The sequence below is a fragment of the Phenylobacterium sp. genome (assembly GCF_031181185.1).
Taxonomy (GTDB): Bacteria; Pseudomonadota; Alphaproteobacteria; order Caulobacterales; family Caulobacteraceae; genus Phenylobacterium.
Window position 1 is genome coordinate 1 of record NZ_JAPSKZ010000077.1, and the last position, 16767, is coordinate 16767.

19 protein-coding genes are annotated in these 16767 nt (G+C 69.1%); 5 read left to right on the forward strand and 14 right to left on the reverse strand.

Annotated features, from left to right (window positions below; all coding sequences use genetic code 11):
• On the forward strand, nt 1-517 hold a 517-nt coding region (locus RIF93_RS11070), incomplete at its 5' end, for a COQ9 family protein (RefSeq protein ID WP_309091285.1).
• A gap of 4 nt (nt 518-521) precedes the next feature.
• Here the strand turns inward: RIF93_RS11070 and RIF93_RS11075 are convergent.
• Nucleotides 522-1601: a 5-(carboxyamino)imidazole ribonucleotide synthase gene (locus RIF93_RS11075; RefSeq protein ID WP_309091287.1), complete on the reverse strand. Its 1080-nt coding sequence runs from the start codon at nt 1599-1601 to the stop codon at nt 522-524.
• Nucleotides 1602-1603: 2 nt separating this feature from the next.
• Complete coding sequence (purE, locus tag RIF93_RS11080; RefSeq protein ID WP_309091288.1) at nt 1604-2095, reverse strand: 5-(carboxyamino)imidazole ribonucleotide mutase; 492 nt, start codon at nt 2093-2095, stop codon at nt 1604-1606.
• A 152-nt stretch (nt 2096-2247) separates the two neighbouring features.
• Here purE and RIF93_RS11085 point away from each other — a divergent pair, with 152 nt between their 5' ends.
• Complete coding sequence (locus RIF93_RS11085) at nt 2248-2967, forward strand: GGDEF domain-containing protein (protein ID WP_309091289.1); 720 nt, start codon at nt 2248-2250, stop codon at nt 2965-2967.
• Here RIF93_RS11085 and RIF93_RS11090 read toward each other — a convergent pair.
• The 3 genes from RIF93_RS11090 to RIF93_RS11100 are packed head-to-tail and all read right to left on the reverse strand — an operon-like array spanning nt 2964 to nt 4234.
• Nucleotides 2964-3179, reverse strand: coding sequence for a DUF465 domain-containing protein (locus tag RIF93_RS11090; RefSeq protein ID WP_309091290.1), 216 nt, complete (start codon nt 3177-3179; stop codon nt 2964-2966). The genes RIF93_RS11085 and RIF93_RS11090 overlap by 4 nt on opposite strands.
• Before the next feature lie 15 nt (nt 3180-3194).
• Entirely contained in the window at nt 3195-3638 is a 444-nt protein-coding gene (locus tag RIF93_RS11095; RefSeq protein ID WP_309091292.1) for a TIGR02444 family protein, read from the reverse strand.
• A 2-nt stretch (nt 3639-3640) separates the two neighbouring features.
• Nucleotides 3641-4234 carry a UbiX family flavin prenyltransferase gene (locus tag RIF93_RS11100; RefSeq protein ID WP_309091294.1) on the reverse strand — a complete coding sequence of 198 codons (594 nt, stop codon included), beginning with the start codon at nt 4232-4234 and terminating at the stop codon, nt 3641-3643.
• Nucleotides 4235-4365: 131 nt separating this feature from the next.
• Here RIF93_RS11100 and RIF93_RS11105 point away from each other — a divergent pair, with 131 nt between their 5' ends.
• On the forward strand, nt 4366-4539 hold the full coding sequence (locus RIF93_RS11105) for a DUF465 domain-containing protein (protein ID WP_309091296.1): 174 nt from the start codon (nt 4366-4368) through the stop codon (nt 4537-4539).
• Nucleotides 4540-4671: 132 nt separating this feature from the next.
• Here the strand turns inward: RIF93_RS11105 and RIF93_RS11110 are convergent, their stop codons facing one another.
• The 4 genes from RIF93_RS11110 to RIF93_RS11125 all read right to left on the reverse strand — a co-directional run bounded on the left by RIF93_RS11110 (nt 4672) and on the right by RIF93_RS11125 (nt 8731).
• On the reverse strand, nt 4672-5355 hold the full coding sequence (locus tag RIF93_RS11110; protein WP_309091297.1) for a cell cycle transcriptional regulator TrcR: 684 nt from the start codon (nt 5353-5355) through the stop codon (nt 4672-4674).
• A 101-nt stretch (nt 5356-5456) separates the two neighbouring features.
• Complete coding sequence (locus tag RIF93_RS11115) at nt 5457-7229, reverse strand: M57 family metalloprotease (RefSeq protein ID WP_309091299.1); 1773 nt, start codon at nt 7227-7229, stop codon at nt 5457-5459.
• Nucleotides 7230-7366: 137 nt separating this feature from the next.
• On the reverse strand, nt 7367-8086 hold the full coding sequence (locus RIF93_RS11120) for a DUF72 domain-containing protein (RefSeq protein ID WP_309091300.1): 720 nt from the start codon (nt 8084-8086) through the stop codon (nt 7367-7369).
• A gap of 33 nt (nt 8087-8119) precedes the next feature.
• Complete coding sequence (locus tag RIF93_RS11125) at nt 8120-8731, reverse strand: MSMEG_1061 family FMN-dependent PPOX-type flavoprotein (protein ID WP_309091302.1); 612 nt, start codon at nt 8729-8731, stop codon at nt 8120-8122.
• A 124-nt stretch (nt 8732-8855) separates the two neighbouring features.
• Between RIF93_RS11125 and RIF93_RS11130 the strand changes: the two genes are divergently transcribed.
• A complete protein-coding gene (locus RIF93_RS11130; RefSeq protein WP_309091304.1) occupies nt 8856-9554 on the forward strand; it encodes a glutathione S-transferase N-terminal domain-containing protein in 699 nt (232 codons plus the stop codon).
• On the opposite strand, the gene ribB is transcribed toward RIF93_RS11130, so the two are convergent.
• The 5 genes from ribB to RIF93_RS11155 form a co-directional block, all read right to left on the reverse strand.
• Nucleotides 9551-10696 (reverse strand): 3,4-dihydroxy-2-butanone-4-phosphate synthase, encoded by a 1146-nt coding sequence (ribB, locus tag RIF93_RS11135; protein ID WP_309091306.1) that lies wholly within the window; start codon nt 10694-10696, stop codon nt 9551-9553. The two genes, RIF93_RS11130 and ribB, sit on opposite strands and share 4 nt — an antisense overlap.
• Nucleotides 10693-11265: an NAD(P)H-dependent oxidoreductase gene (locus RIF93_RS11140; protein WP_309091308.1), complete on the reverse strand. Its 573-nt coding sequence runs from the start codon at nt 11263-11265 to the stop codon at nt 10693-10695. Before RIF93_RS11140 ends, ribB begins: the two co-directional genes overlap by 4 nt.
• An 82-nt stretch (nt 11266-11347) precedes the next feature.
• Entirely contained in the window at nt 11348-13096 is a 1749-nt protein-coding gene (locus RIF93_RS11145) for a class I adenylate-forming enzyme family protein (RefSeq protein ID WP_309091310.1), read from the reverse strand.
• A gap of 21 nt (nt 13097-13117) precedes the next feature.
• Complete coding sequence (locus tag RIF93_RS11150; RefSeq protein ID WP_309091312.1) at nt 13118-14452, reverse strand: acyl-CoA dehydrogenase family protein; 1335 nt, start codon at nt 14450-14452, stop codon at nt 13118-13120.
• Between the two features lie 96 nt (nt 14453-14548).
• Nucleotides 14549-15316: a crotonase/enoyl-CoA hydratase family protein gene (locus tag RIF93_RS11155; protein ID WP_309091314.1), complete on the reverse strand. Its 768-nt coding sequence runs from the start codon at nt 15314-15316 to the stop codon at nt 14549-14551.
• 66 nt (nt 15317-15382) lie between these two features.
• Here RIF93_RS11155 and RIF93_RS11160 point away from each other — a divergent pair, with 66 nt between their 5' ends.
• A complete protein-coding gene (locus RIF93_RS11160) occupies nt 15383-16606 on the forward strand; it encodes a serine hydrolase domain-containing protein (protein ID WP_309091316.1) in 1224 nt (407 codons plus the stop codon).
• Nucleotides 16607-16767 lie beyond the last annotated feature (161 nt).

Below are 16767 nucleotides of genomic sequence, written 5' to 3' on the forward strand. Positions count from 1 at the left end.
ACTGCTGCTGCCGCACGGGCCCGCCGACCTCGCGGCCCTGCTCTCGCGACGTCATGACCAGCGGGCGCTGGCCATCCTCGCCGAGGTCGATCCTGCGGCCCTGAAGATCCGCGAGCGCATCCGCCGGGCGTGCCAGGCGCGGCTGGACGCGGCGGCCACCGACGAGCCGGCGCTGCGCCGCTGGCTGGGCTGGCTCTCCCTGCCGCAGAACCTGCATCTCGGCGGCAAGCTCGCCTGGGAGAGCGCCGACGTGCTGTGGCGCTGGGCGGGCGACGTGGCCACCGACGAGAACCACTATTCCAAGCGGGCGATCCTGGCAGGCATCCTGACCGGCGCCTTCGCCATCCGCCTGTCCTCGGGGCGGAAGTCGGCGCTGCAGTTCGTGGATCGCCGCATCGAGAACGTCATGGCCTACGAGAAGTGGAAGGCGACGGGCGGTTTCAAGCCTGGGGACTGGCTGAGCGCGGCTGCCGGCGCGATGGGCCGCATGCGGTACGGACGTCAGCCACGGGCCTAAGGCCCTAGAGCGGCTTCACCTTGTTCACGTGGCCCATCTTACGGCCAGGCTTGGCGTCGCGCTTGCCGTAGAGGTGGATCCGGGTCTCGGGCTCGGCGGCGAACCTCTTCCAGCCGTCGACCTCGTCGCCCAGCAGGTTCAGCATCTCGACCCGGGCTGTGGCCGCCGTCGGGCCCAGCGGCCAGCCGGCGACGGCGCGGATGTGCTGCTCGAACTGGTCCACCTCGCAGCCGTCCTGCGTCCAGTGGCCGGTGTTGTGCACCCGCGGCGCGATCTCGTTCACCAGCAGGCGGCCGTCCTTCAGCTCGAACAGCTCGATGCCGATGACGCCGACGTAGTCCAACCCCTGCAGGATTCGCCGCGCGATCCGCTCGGCCTGTTCGGTCAGCGCGGGCGAGGCGTGGGCCGGCGCCAGGCTGCGGCGCAGGATACCGTGCTCGTGATGGTTCTCGGCCAGGGGATAGACGGCCGTCGCGCCGTCACGGCCGCGCGCGGCGATGACCGACAGCTCGCGCACGAACTCGGCCGGCGCCTCGACGATGACTGGGCGGCCGCCCAGCTCGGCGAAGGCGCGGGCGGCGTCGGAGGCGTGCTCGACCCAGCGCTGCCCCTTGCCATCGTAGCCCTCGCGGCGGGTCTTCATCAGCGCCGGCGCGCCGATGCGGGCCACCGCCTCAACCGCCGCCTCCGGGCTGTCGGCGGGCGCGAAGGCCACGGTCGGCGCGCCGTTGGCGTTCAGGAAGGTCTTCTCTTCGAAGCGGTCCTGAGCCACCGCCAGCGCCCGCGGGCCCGGCGCGACCTGAGCGCCCAGTTCGGCCAGCTTCGCCACCGAGGCGGCGGGCACGTTCTCGAACTCGAAGGTCACGACGTCTGAGACGTCCGCCAGCGACTTGAGGGCGGCGGGATCGTCGTAGGCGCCCTCGATGGCATGAGCGGCGACCCGCCCGGCCGGCGCGTCGTGCTCGCGCTCCAGCACCGCCACGTCGAAGCCCAGGCGGGCGGCCGCCTGCGCCAGCATCCGGCCGAGCTGGCCTCCGCCCAAGATGCCGATTACCGAGCCCGGCGGCAGCGGGAAGGCCGACATGCCTAGTCCTCGACGCTTTCGACGACGCTCTCGGTCTGACGCGCGGCGAAAGCGGCGACCCGGCTCGCCACGCCCTCGTCCGACAAGGCCAGGATCTTGGCGGCCATGATGCCGGCGTTCTTGGCGCCCGCCTCGCCGATCGCGAGCGTACCCACGGGGATGCCGGCGGGCATCTGGACGATGGAGAGCAGGCTATCCATTCCCTTCAGCGCCTTGGACTCGATCGGCACGCCCAGGACCGGAAGATCGGTGAGGGAAGCAGTCATGCCCGGCAGGTGGGCCGCGCCGCCGGCGCCGGCGATGATCACCTTCACGCCGCGGCCCTTCGCGGCCTTGGCGAACTGGTACATCCGGTCGGGCGTGCGATGGGCCGAGACGACCTTGGCCTCGTAGGCGACACCCAGGCCGTCCAGCATCTCGGCGGCGTGCTTCAGCACGGGCCAGTCCGAGCGGCTGCCCATGATGATGGCGACGGGCGCGGCGGTTGCGCTCATGTCGTGCTCAGATCCTGCAGCCCTACCCGAAAGGCGGCGGAGTATAGGCGCCGGCTTTGCGCGGGCAACCGAGCAGGGCTACTTTCGACCAAGTCCGTCGCCAGGCGTTGATTCTCTTCGAGGAATCCGAGGCCGCCCATGAAGACCCTGACATGAAGATCTCGGGCGCCCGCAACGAGCCCTTCTCCCATATCCGCCGACGTGCGCTAGCCGAGGCGGCGGGGCAGCCCACCGCGGCCGCGGCGAAGGCCGACAGCGCCGCCTTCCTGGGCCTCACCGAAGCCGAGCTGACACCCGCCGTGCGCGGCGCGGTCGACACGCTGCTGACCGAGATCGACGAGCTGCGCGGCGAGGTAGGCCGGCTGAAGGCGCGACTGTCCGAGATGGAGGGCCTCGCGGACCGCGACGCGCTGACCCCGCTCCTCAACCGCCGCGCCTTCCTGCGGGAGCTGTCGCGCGTGCGCACCTTCACCCAGCGGTACGGCTCGCCGGCGAGCGTGGTGTTCTTCGACCTGGATGGCTTCAAGCGGGTCAACGATCGCTTCGGCCACGCCGCGGGCGACGCCGCCCTCAAGGCCGTGGCCGAACGCCTCGACGCCAACGTGCGCGAAAGCGACGTGGTGGGCCGGCTGGGCGGCGACGAGTTCGGCGTGATCCTGGTGCAGGCCGACCACGCGACCGCCGAGCTGAAAGCCGCGGCCCTGGCCCATGCGATCGAGGCCGAGCCGATCCACTTCGGCGACTGGACCGCCCCGGTGCACGTGAGCTTCGGCGTTCGCCAGATCAGCCCGGAAGTCGAGCCCGAGGCGCTACTGGCCGAGGCCGACGCGGCCATGTTCGCGCGCAAGCGGGCGCGGCAGTTCCGCCCCTAGGCGATGATGTCGGGCGTCAGATAGCTCTCGACCCGGGCGATCTCGTCCTTCAGCGCCAGCTTCTTGCGCTTCAGTCGGCCGATCAGCAGCAGGTCGGGCATGGGCGTCAGCGCCAGCGCCTGGATCGCGGCGTCGAAGTCGGCATGGTCCTGCTGCAGGTCCCGCAGCCGCGCGAGAAGGGCGTCTTCCGTGAAGGTCGAGTAGTCGATCATGGGACGGCGTCGATCCTACTCCAAGGCGGCGGCCAAGGCAGCCAGCGCCTCGGGCGGGGCGGGCGTCCCCCAGGCGCGGCTGGCCGCTTCCAGGGCCTTTAGCGCCGGCGCGCCGCCGTAGCGAGGCCCAAGGTCGGCCAGCGTCTCCAGCAGCACGCGTTCGGCCCGCAACTCGGCGGCCTTCACGTCCTCGCGCAGGCTCTCCCGCGCCGCATCCCCAATCGCTGGGTGCGGAGCTTTCAGGGTCCGGCGCACCGCCCGCAGCGGCGCCACCGCCGCCAAATCCCAGGCGCGGGTCACCTCGGCGGCGCGGGCCACGAGGCCGGGATCCTCGGCCTCGGCCCAAACCGCCCACAGGAGCAGCGGCACGTTCTGCCCGTGATCGTCCTGCAGGGTCAGGCAGGCCTCGGCGACGCCGGGCCGGCCATAGGCGACCAGCGCCCACTCCCAGACGCCCATCCCTAGGCCTCGCCGGACATCGGACCCACGTCCTCGCCCCAGCGCCGCACCGGTTTCCAGGACAGTCCGAAGAGGTCCAGCGCCCGTCCCACCGACTGGTCCACCATCTCCTCGAGGCTGGCGGGCTTGGCGTAGAAGGCCGGCATGGGCGGGGCGATCACCGCGCCCATCTCCGCCAGCCGCACCATGGTGCGCAGGTGACCCAGGTGCAGCGGGCTCTCGCGCACCATCAGCACCAACGGCCGACGCTCCTTCAGCGTCACGTCGGCGGCGCGGGTGAGCAGCGACGAGGTCACGCCCGTGGCGATCTCGCTCATTGTCCGCACCGAGCACGGCGCGACGATCATGCCCAGCGTCCGGAACGAGCCCGAGGCGATCGAAGCGCCGACGTCCGTCACCTTGTGGACCACGTCGGCCCGGGCCTGGACATCGGCCAGCGACAGCCCGGTCTCCTGGGCGATCGTCAGCGCGGCCGAACGGCTGACCACCACGTGGCTCTCCACGCCCAGCTCCCGGCAGGCGTCCAGCGCGCGCAAGCCGTAGGCGACGCCCGAGGCGCCGGAGACGCCGACGATCAGGCGGTCGGATTTCGACATGCGGAAGGTCCCCAACGCCCAGGCAAGCGGCAAAGCTTCAGCGCCGCCGCCTGCAAACATATGTGATCTGACAGCGCCGGGAAGCGGGTGTTCACTTCCGAACTGTCCATAAGCGAGGAGGCTCTCCAGCCATGGCGTTAGATGCCCGGATTCGCGAACTCGGATCCCGCCACCAGTCTCTCGAACAGGCCATTCAGGACGAGATGCGCAGGCCTTACGCCGACGACCTCAAGCTCAAGGAACTCAAGCGACAGAAGCTCAGGCTCAAGGAAGAGATCGAGTCCTTACGCGGACAGATCCACTGAGCTGACGATCCTTCCCTTCACGGGGAGGGAAGCTCGCGAGGCGAGCGGGGTGGGGACAGACGCCGTCATTCCCCACCCGGCTCCGCCTGACCGCGGATCCAACCGCCCCATCAAGGGGCGGGACGCCCCTACCTAGTCCTCGTCGCCCTCGAGGTCGTCGTCGGCGAACACCGGCGCTTCGGCCTCGGTGTCGGCCGCGTGGTCGTCGTCGTCCAGCACGCCGGTTTCGGACGCCGGGCGCAGGGTCGGGCCGTCGGGGTCGACCTCGCCGCGGCGGGCCGCCTCCTTGGCGCGCTTGTCGGCGGCCTTGCGGACCACCGCATCCAGCTCGAGCTGGGTCGCGAGGCCGAGCGTCACGGGATCGACCGGCTTGATGTTGGCGCTGTTCCAGTGGGTGCGGTTGCGCACCTGGTCGATCGTGGCCTTCGTGGTGCCCAGCAGGCGCGCGACCTGGCTGTCCGGCACTTCCGGGTGGTTGCGGATGAACCAGGCGATGGCGTCCGGGCGGTCCTGACGGCGCGACACGGGCGTGTAGCGCGGCGCCTTCTTCACCGGCTTCAGCAGCTCGGCGTGGCGGCTCTTCTGCGCCTTCATGCGGTAGTTCGGGTTCTTCTCGGCCGCGTCCAGCTCGTTGCGGCTCAGCTGTCCGTTGGCGATCGGGTCGGCGCCGCGGATGTCGCGCGCCACCTCGCCGTCGGCGATGCCCTTCACCTCGAGCGGGTGCAGGCCGCAGAAGTCGGCGATCTGGTCGAAGGTCAGGGAGGTGTTGTCCACCAGCCAGACGGCGGTCGCCTTGGGCATCAGGATCTGGGTCATATCGGCGTTCCGGAAACGAAGGCGCCCGGCCTTTCGGCCGGGCGGTGAGGTTTCGTCATATATTCCGGATCGACCGGTCTGAAAACGGTCTTCGTGAGCCCTTACGAGAAGACCCAGCCGGCCGGCAGGCTGCTCAGCTGGACGTTCACCAGCACCATGCGATTGCTGTTACCCATATCGACGACGGTGTCCGCCCCGGACTGGTAGGTCGAATAGGACGTGCCGGCGAGCACGTTCACGCGGTCGCCTTCCCAGTAGTTGAAGTCGGTCACCCGATCGAGGCCCGCGCCCGAGAACGTGTGGAAGGTGTCCATACCCGCGCCGCCGGTGATGGTGTCGTCTCCCCGGTCGCCGGCCAGGTAGTCCCAGCCTTCGCCGCCCACCACCAGGTCGTGGCCCTGGCCGCCTCGGACCACGTCGTTGCCGACGCCGCCCTCCACCGTGTCATCGCCCAGGTTGCCCAGGACCACGTCGTGACCCTCGTCGCCGTAGACCCGGTCCGAGCCCTGGCCACCGACCACCCAGTCTTCGGTGTCGCCGCCCACGACCGTGTCGGCGCCCCAGTTGCCGTGCAGGTCGTCGAAGCCCGCGCCGCCCATCAGGCTGTCGTCGCCATCCTCGCCGCGCAGGAAATCGCGGCCCTCGAAGCCCGTCAGGGTGTCGCCGCCGGCGCCGCCGTACATGGCGTTGGCCGCGGCGTTGCCGTTCAGCTTGTCGGCGCCCGAGCCGCCCTTGGCGTTCTCGATCAGCGCGCCCTTGGCCACGGCCACGTTGCCGACCAGGCCGCCTACGTTCGAGAAGAAGCCCTCACGCAGGTCGATGACCTGGTTGTTGAAGAAGCCTGAGAAGTCCAGGGTGTCGGTCCCGCCGGCGTCCCAGACCGCGAAGATCAGCTTGGTGGTCGACGAGGTGGCCGCGAACCAGGGCCGCTCGGCCGTGGAGTTGAAGCCGTACACGGTGTCGCCCGTGCGCGTGCTCCAGTTGACCCCGTACTCCAGCTGGGCGCCGGCGATGTCGTCCAGCATGGGGACGGCCGCATATCGTCCCTGGAAGTTGGCCCCGGTGTTGGTCTCGCTAAAGTAGCTCATCACCGTGTACTGGGTGCTGTCCTCGTAGTACTCGGCGTTGCCCGCGTAGGTGAAGGTGGTGTTGGCGTCGGCGTTGTATTCGCCCGGATGCGCCAGGCCGATGGCGTGGCCGATCTCGTGGACCAGCACGTGCCCGCCGCGGTTCTCCGCCGTCGGATTGGCGTTGGATGCGATGCTGCTGTTGATCCAGACGTCGCCCGAGTTCGAGCTGTAGGCGGTGTTGCCGGGATAGTTCGCGAAGGCCGCCGCGCCTTCCTCGCCCGACGAGTAGTTGGAGAACAGGATCGAGGCGTTGTTCGAATAGGCGGCCTCGCCGGTCGTGCCCGAGCCCACGCGCACGAAGGTGATGTTGGCCACGTCCGACCAGGCCCGGAGCGCGAGCTCGGCCTGAGTGATCTGGGCGCTGTTGAAGCGCGAAAAGCCGGCGGTGTCGCTGGGCATGTCCAGAGGCGCGCTGGCGCGGAAGCCGTAGGTGACGGTGAAGCCAACGCCCGCGGCCGACGACCAGCCGGGATAGGGCTGGCCCGTGTCGGGGTCGAAGCCGGTCAGCTGCTTGGCCGCGCGGTCGATGGTGTAGCTGGGCTTCGCACCGGAGGTCCCGCCTCGCTCGGTGGCGTTGAGGAACGCCTGGCCCGAGAACCCGCCGTCGTCCACGACGACGGCCTGGCCGGTGCAGACCGGGCAGGCGCAGCCCGCCAGCGCCGGCTCATAGGCGCGATGGCTCAGCTGCAGACCCGTGTCAGCCTCAGCCGCGAAGACGGGAGAAGGATAGGCTTCGGTCGGCATAATTCGCACTCTAACCAACCCATCCCGTTCAAATCCTTAAAGGAAAGCGAGGCGGGCCACAACGCGCCGATTGCGCGCAGGTCGATATGTGAACGCTGTTCCGGATTGCACCTGCCCCGCGGTGCGACCTGACGACGCTAGGCCGTAAGCCGCTTCAGCGTCAGCGCGTCGAAGGGCGCGGCGCTTTTGATGTCGTTGTCGAAGTAGGCGTAGACGTCGAGGCCTTGGGCGCGCCAGGCGCCGATCCGATCGGCCCAGGCCTGCATCTCCTCGTCGCTGTAACGCCCGAAATAGCGGCCGCCAGGCCCATGCCCGCGCACATAGGCCCAGCTTGCGGTGAGCTCCCAGGGGGCCGGCGCATGGTGGTGGTCCGAAATGCAGAGCGCCGCGTCGAAGTCGGAAAGTATGCGGAAGACGGCCGGCTCGTACCAGGACGGATGTCGGAACTCGACGGTCCGACGCCCGGGCGGCAGCAGCTTAAGGAAGCCCGCCAGCCGGTCGTCGTTTCGCCGCAGCTGCGGCGGCAGCTGGATCAGCGCAGGGCCCAGCTTGTCGCCCAGCGGCGCCATGCGTCCGAAGACGAGGTCCACGGACTCGCCGCAGTCCTTCAGCTTCTTGTTGTGGGTGATGAAGCGGCTGACCTTCCAGGCGAAGACAAAGGCCGGCGGTGCGCGCCTCGCCCAGCCTTCCACCATCGCTTCCGACGGCAGGCGGTAGAAGCTGGCGTTGATCTCTGCGGTGTCGAACCGGGTGGCGTAGTACTCCAGCCGTTCGCGGTCCTTCGTACCCTCTGGATAGAAGGGGCCCGTCCAGTCCTTGTAGACCCAGCCCGAGCAGCCGATGCGAAGCTCGCTCATGCCCTGCGGAATGCCCGCACGGCCGCGCAGGTTCTAAAGCTGGGTCTTGTAGCTTTCGATGATCTGCTCGTTGGAAACCGGGAGTTTGCCGAGCTGCAGCTGGTCGTAGACCATCTCGGCGCCGCTGGGCAGGCGCTCGCGCGGGACCTGCGCGTCGGGGTCCCAGAGCCTGGCCCGCATGATCGCCTTGGGACAGTGCAGGAACGCCTCCTCGACGCCGATCCGCAGCACCAGGCGCGGCGTCTTGCCGAACTCCATGAAGGCGGAAAGCAGCTCCGGATCGTCTGTCGCCCGGGCGCGGCCATTGATCCGATAGACGTCGTCGAAGCCCGGGATCACGAACATCAGCCCGATGCGGCCGGCCCCCGACAGCAGGTTGCGCACCGTGTCGAGCCGGTTGTTGCCGGGCCGGTCGGGCAGGAAGACCTCACGCCCGTCCTCGCTGACGTGCACGAAGCCCGGCTCGCCGCCGCGCGGCGAGACATCGATCGAACCGTCGGCTCCAGCCGAGCTCACCACGCAGAAGGGCGAAAGACCCACGAAGGCGCGGCCGTGGCGGTCCACGTGGTCCAGCACCTTGTCGCGCACCAGGGGGCTGGCGGGCTTATAGAGCCGATCCAGGTCTTCGAGCGTCAGCGTGTCCATCGGCAGCCTCCTGTCCGCCGACCATCCGCCTTCTGAGAATCGTTTGCAACGAAGATGGCGCGACGGGCAATTGTGAAGCCTCTCCGGGATGCACATCTGTCGGAACCGACCGAACGGAGCGCCCATGGCCGACCTCTCGTCCTTCCCGATCACCCGTCGCTGGCCCGCGAAGGATCCGCAGGTGATCCAGCTCTATTCGTTGCCGACGCCGAATGGCGTGAAGGTCTCGATCATGCTGGAGGAGCTGGGCCTCCCCTACGAGCCGCACCGCATCGATTTCGCCACGGACGATCAAAAGACCCCCGAGTTCCTTTCGCTGAACCCCAACGGCAAGATCCCGGCGATCATCGATCCCGACGGCCCGGCGGGAAGGCCGATCGGCCTCTTCGAATCCGGGGCGATCCTGCTCTATCTCGCCGAGAAGACCGGCCGCCTGATCCCCGTCGATCCGACGGCGCGATGGGAGACCGTCCAATGGGTCATGTTCCAGATGGGCGGCATCGGCCCGATGTTCGGCCAGCTGGGCTTCTTCAACAAGTTCGCCGGCCGCGAGTACGAGGACAAGCGCCCGCTGCAGCGGTACGTCGACGAATCCAAGCGGCTGCTGGGCGTGCTGGAGACCCGCCTGGACGGCCGCGATTGGATCATGGGCGCCGACTACACCATCGCCGACGTCGCCACCCTGGGATGGGTGCGCAACCTGATCGGCTTCTACGAGGCGCGTGATCTGGTCGAGTTCGATCGGTTGAAGAACGTTCCGGCATGGCTCGACCGCGGCCTCGCGCGGCCGGCCGTCCAGCGCGGCCTCACGATCCCTGCCTAGTCCAGCGGAACGCGTCCCAGGATCTTCAGGCCATAGCCGCCGGAGCCCGGCAGCACGGTGGTCGACGACGTCAGCAGCAGCATGTCGCGCACGCCCAGGTCCAGCAGGATCTGGGCGCCGATCCCGTAATCGCGCAGCACGTTCTGCGAATGGTCGGCCTGGGGTTGTCCGTAGCGCTCGGACAGCCAGTGCGGGTTGGAGTCCCGGATGAACACCGCCACGCCCGCGCCCTTGTGCTCAGCGATGGCCTTCAGGGCGTTCGGCACATAGGCCCGCCGCGCTTCGACCGCGCCCAGCATGTCGGTGGCGAGGTCGACGCGGTGCATCCGCACCAGGGTCGGCTTCTCGGGATCGATCTTGCCCTTCGTCAGGACCACGTGCTCGGTCTGGTCCAGCACGTTGCGATAGATCACCATCCGGAACTTGCCGCCGTAGGCGCTCTCGAACGGCGTCTCCAGCACGCGCTCGACCTGGCGCTCGGTTCGGCGGCGGTAGGCGATCAGGTCGGCGATGGTGCCGATCTTCAGACCGTGCAGTTGGGCGAAGGCGACGAGATCCGGCAGCCGGGCCATCGAGCCGTCGTCCTTCATGATCTCGCAGATCACGCCGGCGGGCACGAGGCCGGCCATGCGGCTGATGTCGACCGCCGCTTCGGTGTGGCCGGCGCGGACGAGCACGCCCCCGTCCTTGGCCACGAGCGGGAAGACGTGGCCGGGCGAGACGATGTCGTCGGGGCCCTTGGTCGGGTCGATGGCGACGGCGATGGTGTGGGCCCGGTCGTGGGCCGAGATGCCTGTCGTCACGCCCTCGCGGGCCTCGATGGAGACGGTGAAGGCCGTGCCGTGGCCCGACTGGTTGTCGGTGGCCATGGGCGGCAGGCGCAGGTGGCGCGCGCGGTCGGCGGTGATCGACAGGCAGATCAGGCCGCGGGCGTGCTTGGCCATGAAGTTGATCTGCTCGGGCGTGGCGAACTGGGCGGGGATGATGACGTCGCCCTCGTTCTCCCGGTCCTCGGCATCGACGAGGATGTAGGGCCGGCCGTTGCGGGCGTCCTCGATGATGTCCTCGATCGGACTGATGGCCGAAGACACGCTGTCGGCGTCGGAGCCCTCCGACGAATGGACGAGGTGGGGGCGCTTCATGAGCGGGCGGCTTTCATCTTCGCGAAGTCCATGACCTGCTCGGCGACGGTCGCGAGCTGCCAGGCGTCCTTCGGGTCCTTCGGTTCGCCGGCCTGGTCGAACAGGTCGGTGGTGGCGTTGAGGGCGGCGCCGAACGGCGTCGGCCACCCTCTCAGCGCATGTATGATCGCACGCAGCGCAGACAAAGTCGTCCCTGCCGCCTGCCAGCCGTCGGCCGTGATGATCGTGCCGACGGGCTTGCCCGACAGATAGGGCGCGGCGTCCGAGCGGGTCAGCTCCAGGGTGTCGAGGGCGTTCTTGACCACGCCCGAGATCGAGCCGTGGTAGCCGGGGCTCGCCACGATCACGCCATCGGCCCGACAGACGATCTCGGACAGCTCCTGCTGCGCTGGCGTGATCTCGGCCGGACGGGGATCGAAGATCGGCAGCGTCGAGATGAAGGCGCCGCCCAGCAGGCGCGTCTCGGCGCCCAGGGCCTCGCACCGGCGCAGGCTGGCGGTCAGCGCGCGTTCGCTCGACGAGCCCGGCCGCACCGTCCCGCCCAGGCCGACGATCAGCGGCCGGCTCATGGTGTCGTCCCGAAGGTCATGCGCCACACGTCTAGGCGTCCGGGAACGCCCGCGCCAGTCCTGCGACTGAACCGGCCGCGCCTCAGGCGGGCTCGGCCTCCTGGGCGAAGGCCGACTTCAGTTCCGACTTCATGATCTTGCCGTTGGCGTTGCGCGGCAGGGTTTCGGGCCAGAACGCGACCTTCACCGGGACCTTGAACGCCGCGAGCTTGGAGCGGACCAGATCCTTCAGCTCCTGCTCTGTGGCCTTGCCGCCCGGACGCAGGTGGACCACCGCGCCGGGCTCCTCGCCCAGCGTCTTGTGCGGGATGCCGACGATGGCGGCGTCCATCACGTCGGGATGCTCGTAGAGGACGTTCTCCACCTCGACGCAGTAGATGTTCTCGCCGCCGCGGATCAGCATGTCCTTGGCCCGGTCGATGATGAACAGGAAGCCTTCCTCGTCGATGCGGGCCAGGTCGCCCGTGCGCAGCCAGCCATCGACGAACGTCTCGGCGGTGGCCTCGGGCTTGTTCCAGTAGCCTTTGACGACCTGCGGCCCCTTCACCCACAGCTCGCCGACGGCGCCGGGCGCCAGCACGGTGCGACCATCGGCCGGGTCGCGGATCTGCATCTCGCCCACGGGCGCGGCCGGGCCGGCGCTGTCGGGCCGGGCCTCATAGTCCTTGCCAAGGTGGGAGGTGAAGGTGGCGGTGGTCTCGGTCATGCCCCACCCGTTGCCGGGCTGGGAGCCCGGGAAGGTCTCGGCGATCTTGCGCACCAGCTCGGGCGCCGACGGCGCGCCGCCGTAGGTCACGCTGACCAGCGAGGACAGGTCGTACTTGGTCCGGGCGGGATGCTCGATCAGCTGCCAGGCGATGGTGGGCACGCCGCCCGTCGCCGTGACCTTCTCGCGCTCGATCAGCTGCATGGCGGGTTCGGCGTCCCACTTGCGCATCAGCACGATCTTGCCGCCGGCGTTCAGCGTCGGCGACAGCGTCGCCGACAGGCCGGTGGCGTGGAACATCGGCACGACCAGCAGCGTCACCCGCTGGGGCAGCTTGGTGGCGTCCAGCTCGGGCAGGGGCTCGCCCGCCCGCAGGAAGTTCCTGGCCGCCGAGATGCCGCCCGCGCCGATGTTGGACGTCATGTTCCGGTGGGTGCCCAGGGCCCCCTTCGGCTTCCCGGTCGTGCCCGAGGTGTAGAGGATGGTGGCGTCGTCTTCGGGCGACAGCGGCACGTCCGGCAGCGGCCGCTCGGGCAGGTCCTTCCAGGCGTTCACCGGACCGATGACGTCCTCGAGGCGCCGCACGCGCGGCTCACCAGCCTCCGCCTTCAGCCGCGAAACATAGACCCGTTCCAGCACCGGCAGGTTCGCGAGGTGCGGTCCGAGCCGCTCCAGCCGTTCGTCGTCGATCAGGGCGACCTTGGCGCCGGAATCCGCGAGGCCGTACTCCAGCTCGGGACCCGTCCACCAGGCGTTCAGCGGAGTGACGATGGCGCCGACCAGCTGTCCGGCCCAGAACGCCACCGGCCACTCCGGCAGGTTGCGCATGATCACGGCGACGCGGTCGCCCTTCTTCACCCCGTCGGCGATCAGCTGATGGGCGAGCGTGATCGTGGCGCGGCCGAAGGCGTCGAAGGTCGCCCGGTCGTCCTCGTAGACGAGGAACTCGCGGTCCTTGAACCGCATGCCGTTCAGGAAGACGTCGCGCAGCGTCGGCGGCGCGTTCTTCCAAATGCGGGTCCGGATCCCTCGGATCTCGGCCTCGGCGATCTCGAACGGCGCGCCGGGCGCGGTGAGCCGGGCGTGGGCCTCGGCGATGCTCAGGACCGGCCAGTTATCCGTCACGCTGAACTCCACTCGTCATCGTCATTCGGCAGGCTCGCGCGCCGGCTTCCGGCGCTCGGCATAGTGGGCCCGGATCTCCTCCAGCTCCTTGGCGAAGCGCTTCTCGGCCTCCGCTTTCAGGCGCGGGATGTGATAGCTCGGGAAGAGGTCGTTCTCGGGCGCGTAGTCCTTCAGGATCTGCTTGGCCAGCGTCACCTTGTGCACCTCGGTGGGACCGTCGGCGATGCCCATCACCAGGCTGGACGTGACCATGTGCATGAAGGGCATCTCGTTCGAGACGCCCAGCGCGCCATGCAGGTGGGCCGCTTTCGTGGCCACCTCGTGGTAGACCTTGGGCATCGCCACCTTGATGGCGGCGATGTCCTTGCGGACCTTGTTGTAGTCCTTGTGCTTGTCGATCAGCCAAGCGGTGCGCAGGACCAGCAGCCGGAAGCTCTCCACCGCGATCCACGCCTCGGCGATCTGGTCCTGCACCATCTGCAGGTCGGCGAGACGGCCGTCGCGCGTCGTGCGGGAGACGGCCCGGCGGCACATCAGGTCCAGGGCGTGCTTGCAGGCGCCGACCGTGCGCATGGCGTGGTGCACGCGCCCGCCGCCCAGCCGCACCTGGGCGATCACGAACGCCGCGCCGCGTTCGCCCAGCAGCGCGTCCTTCGGCACCCGGACGTCGTTGTAGCGGACGTAGCCCTCGTTGCCGCCGCCGATCTCGCCGCCCGCGCCGACGGCGACGTTGCGGATGATCTCAACCCCGGGGGTGTCGGTGGGCACGAGGAAGATCGAGGTGCGCCGATACGGATCCTTCGCGTCCGGATCGGTGATCGCATAGACGACCAGCAGCTTCGAATTCTTGGCGTTCGTCGAGAACCACTTTTCGCCGTTGATCACCCACTCGTCGCCGTCCAGCACCGCGCGGGTCTTGAACGTCAGAGGATCCGAGCCGCCGGTCGGCTCGCTCATCGAAAACGCCGAGCGGATGTCCCCGTCCAGCAGCGGCTGCAGCCAGCGATCCTTCTGCGCTTGGGTGCCGTAATGGGCGATGATCTCGGCGTTGCCGGTGTCCGGCGCCTGGCAGCCGAAGATGGTTGGCGCGAGCGTGTTGCGGCCCAGCTTTTCGTTCATCAGCGCCAGCTTGAGCTGGCCGAAGCCCTGCCCGCCCAGCTCGGGACCCAGGTGGCAAGCCCACAGGCCCTGTTCCTTCACCCGCGCCTGCAGCGGCTTGATGAAGGTCTCCCGGCCCTTGGTGCTCCAGACGGCGAGGCCGAGGTGCGAGAGGGGCTCGACCTCCTCGCGCATGAAGTCCTCGATCCAATCCAGCTTCTCCTGGAAGTCGGGATCGGTCTCGAAATCCCAAGCCATCGGCCGCTCTCCCGGGGTGTGTTTCGAAAACAGCGTTTCGAATTATTGGTATCCCCGCGGCCATTATGTACGGCGAAGGCGGGAGCGCAACGGGCTTCAGAAGGCCCCGCCTCGACCCTCCCCAGCGGCGAAACGGGCGGCGCCTTCCCGCGACTGTCCCGAGCGCAGGATCGCCTTGCCATAGCTGAGCTCGTTGGCCGTGGCCGCGTCCCAGTCCAGGGCCCACTGCTCGATGGCCGAAAGGCGGTCGCCGCGCAGGCAGGCCTGGGGGAAGGCGGCGATCTGGCGCGCGAGGTCCAGGGCTGCCGTCAAAGCCTCACCTCTCGGGGCGAGCCGGTTGGCGAGGCCGATCTCGAGGGCCTCCCGCGCCTCCACCGGCTGGCCGGTGAGGATCAGGTCCATGGCCCGGGAATGGCCGATCAGCCGCGGCAGGCGAATGGTGCCCAGATCGATCAGCGGTACGCCGAAGCGGCGGCAGAAGACGCCGAACACCGCGCCCTCGGCGGCGACCCTGAGGTCAGCCCAGCAGGCCACCTCCAGTCCGCCCGCCACCGCATGGCCCTCGACGGCGGCGATCACCGGCTTGGAAAGCTTCAGCCGCGTGCAGCCCATGGGGCCCAAGTCGCCCGCGTCGTGCACCGGATTGCCGGCGTCCTCGCTGATGGCCTTCAGGTCGGCGCCCGCGCAGAACGCGCCGCCGGCGCCGGTGAGGACCGCGACGTCCAGGGTGTCGTCGGCGTCGAACGCCTTGAAGGCGTCGTATAGTTGCCGCGCCGTCGGCCCGTCGACGGCGTTGCGCCGCTCGGGCCGTTGGATGGTGACGACGCCGATCCGGCCCTCGCGCTCGAAGCTCACGGTCTGCATGGCAGGTCCTCCTCACCCGATCGTCGCGCTTGCGACGGCGGGGAAGGCAAGGGCAGAAAGGCGGCCATGAGCAAGGCCAAGTCCCTCGGGTTCTCGCCCGACCGTCTCGCCCGGATCGACCGGTTCCTGCAGGAGAAGTACGTGGCCCCGGGTCGCCTGCCCTGCGCCCAGTTCCTGCTCGCCCGGGCGGGCGAGACCGTGCACCAGAGCGTGCTCGGACAGCAGGATCCCGAGCGCGGCGTGGCGCTAGCCGAGGACACCGTCTTCCGCATCTATTCGATGACGAAGCCGGTTACGAGCGTGGCGCTGATGCAGCTGGTCGAGGAAGGCCTGATCGCCCTCGACGATCCCGTCGCCAGGCACATTCCCGAATGGGCCAACCTCGGCGTCTTCCAGGCCGGTGTCGGCCCCTACATGACTACCCCGCCGGCGCGGCCGATGCAGGTGGCGGACCTGCTGCGCCACACCTCGGGCCTGACCTACGGCTTTCAGAACCGCACCAACGTCGACGCCGCCTACCGCAAGCTGAACCTCGACGCGATCTTCGACGGCCTGGACCTTGATGGCATGATCCAGGCCCTGTCCAAGCTGCCGCTGGAGTTCTCGCCTGGCGAGGCCTGGAACTACTCGGTCTCCACCGACGTGGTCGGCTACCTGGTGCAGAAGGTCAGCGGACAGCCGCTGGCCCAGGCGCTGCAGGAGCGCATCTTCGATCCCCTGAAGATGACCGACACCGGCTTCAGCGTGCGGGAGGACCAGCGCGCCCGCTTCGCCGCCTGCTACGAGGCCCTGCCGGGCGGGGGCAAGCGCCTGCAGGATGATCCGACCACGAGCCCGTTCCTCGGCGCGCCCCGGCTTTATTCCGGAGGCGGCGGCCTGGTCTCCACGGCGGCCGACTACATGCGCTTCGCCCGCATGCTGCTGAACGGCGGCGAACTCGAAGGCGCGCGCATCCTGGCGCCCAAGACCATCCGTTTAATGGCTACGAACCACCTCCCGGGCGGCGGCGACCTCACCCAGCACTCGCGCTCGCTGTTCTCGGAGAGCACCAATGCGGGGGTCGGCTTCGGGCTGGGCTTCGCGGTCGTCTTCGACCCGCCGAAGACGCTGATCCCCTGCTCGCAGGGCGAGTTCTACTGGGGCGGCATGGCCTCGACGGCCTTCTGGGTCGATCCGGTCGAACAGGTGACGGCGGTCTTCATGACCCAGCTGATCCCGTCGTCGACCTATCCGGTGCGTCGCGAACTGCGCACCCTCGTCTATTCGGCGCTGATGGAGAGCAACGCCTAGCGGGCGGTCTCCCCCTCTTCCACCGGCGCGGCCAGGCCGGTGTCAGCGGCCTCGCCCTGCACCGACTCGGGCAGCATGCGCGCCTTTCGCCAGCCGCCGAAGCGGTAGTAGGCCGCGGCCAGGGCCAGCATGACCAGGCTGCCGGCTGGGAAGCTCCACCA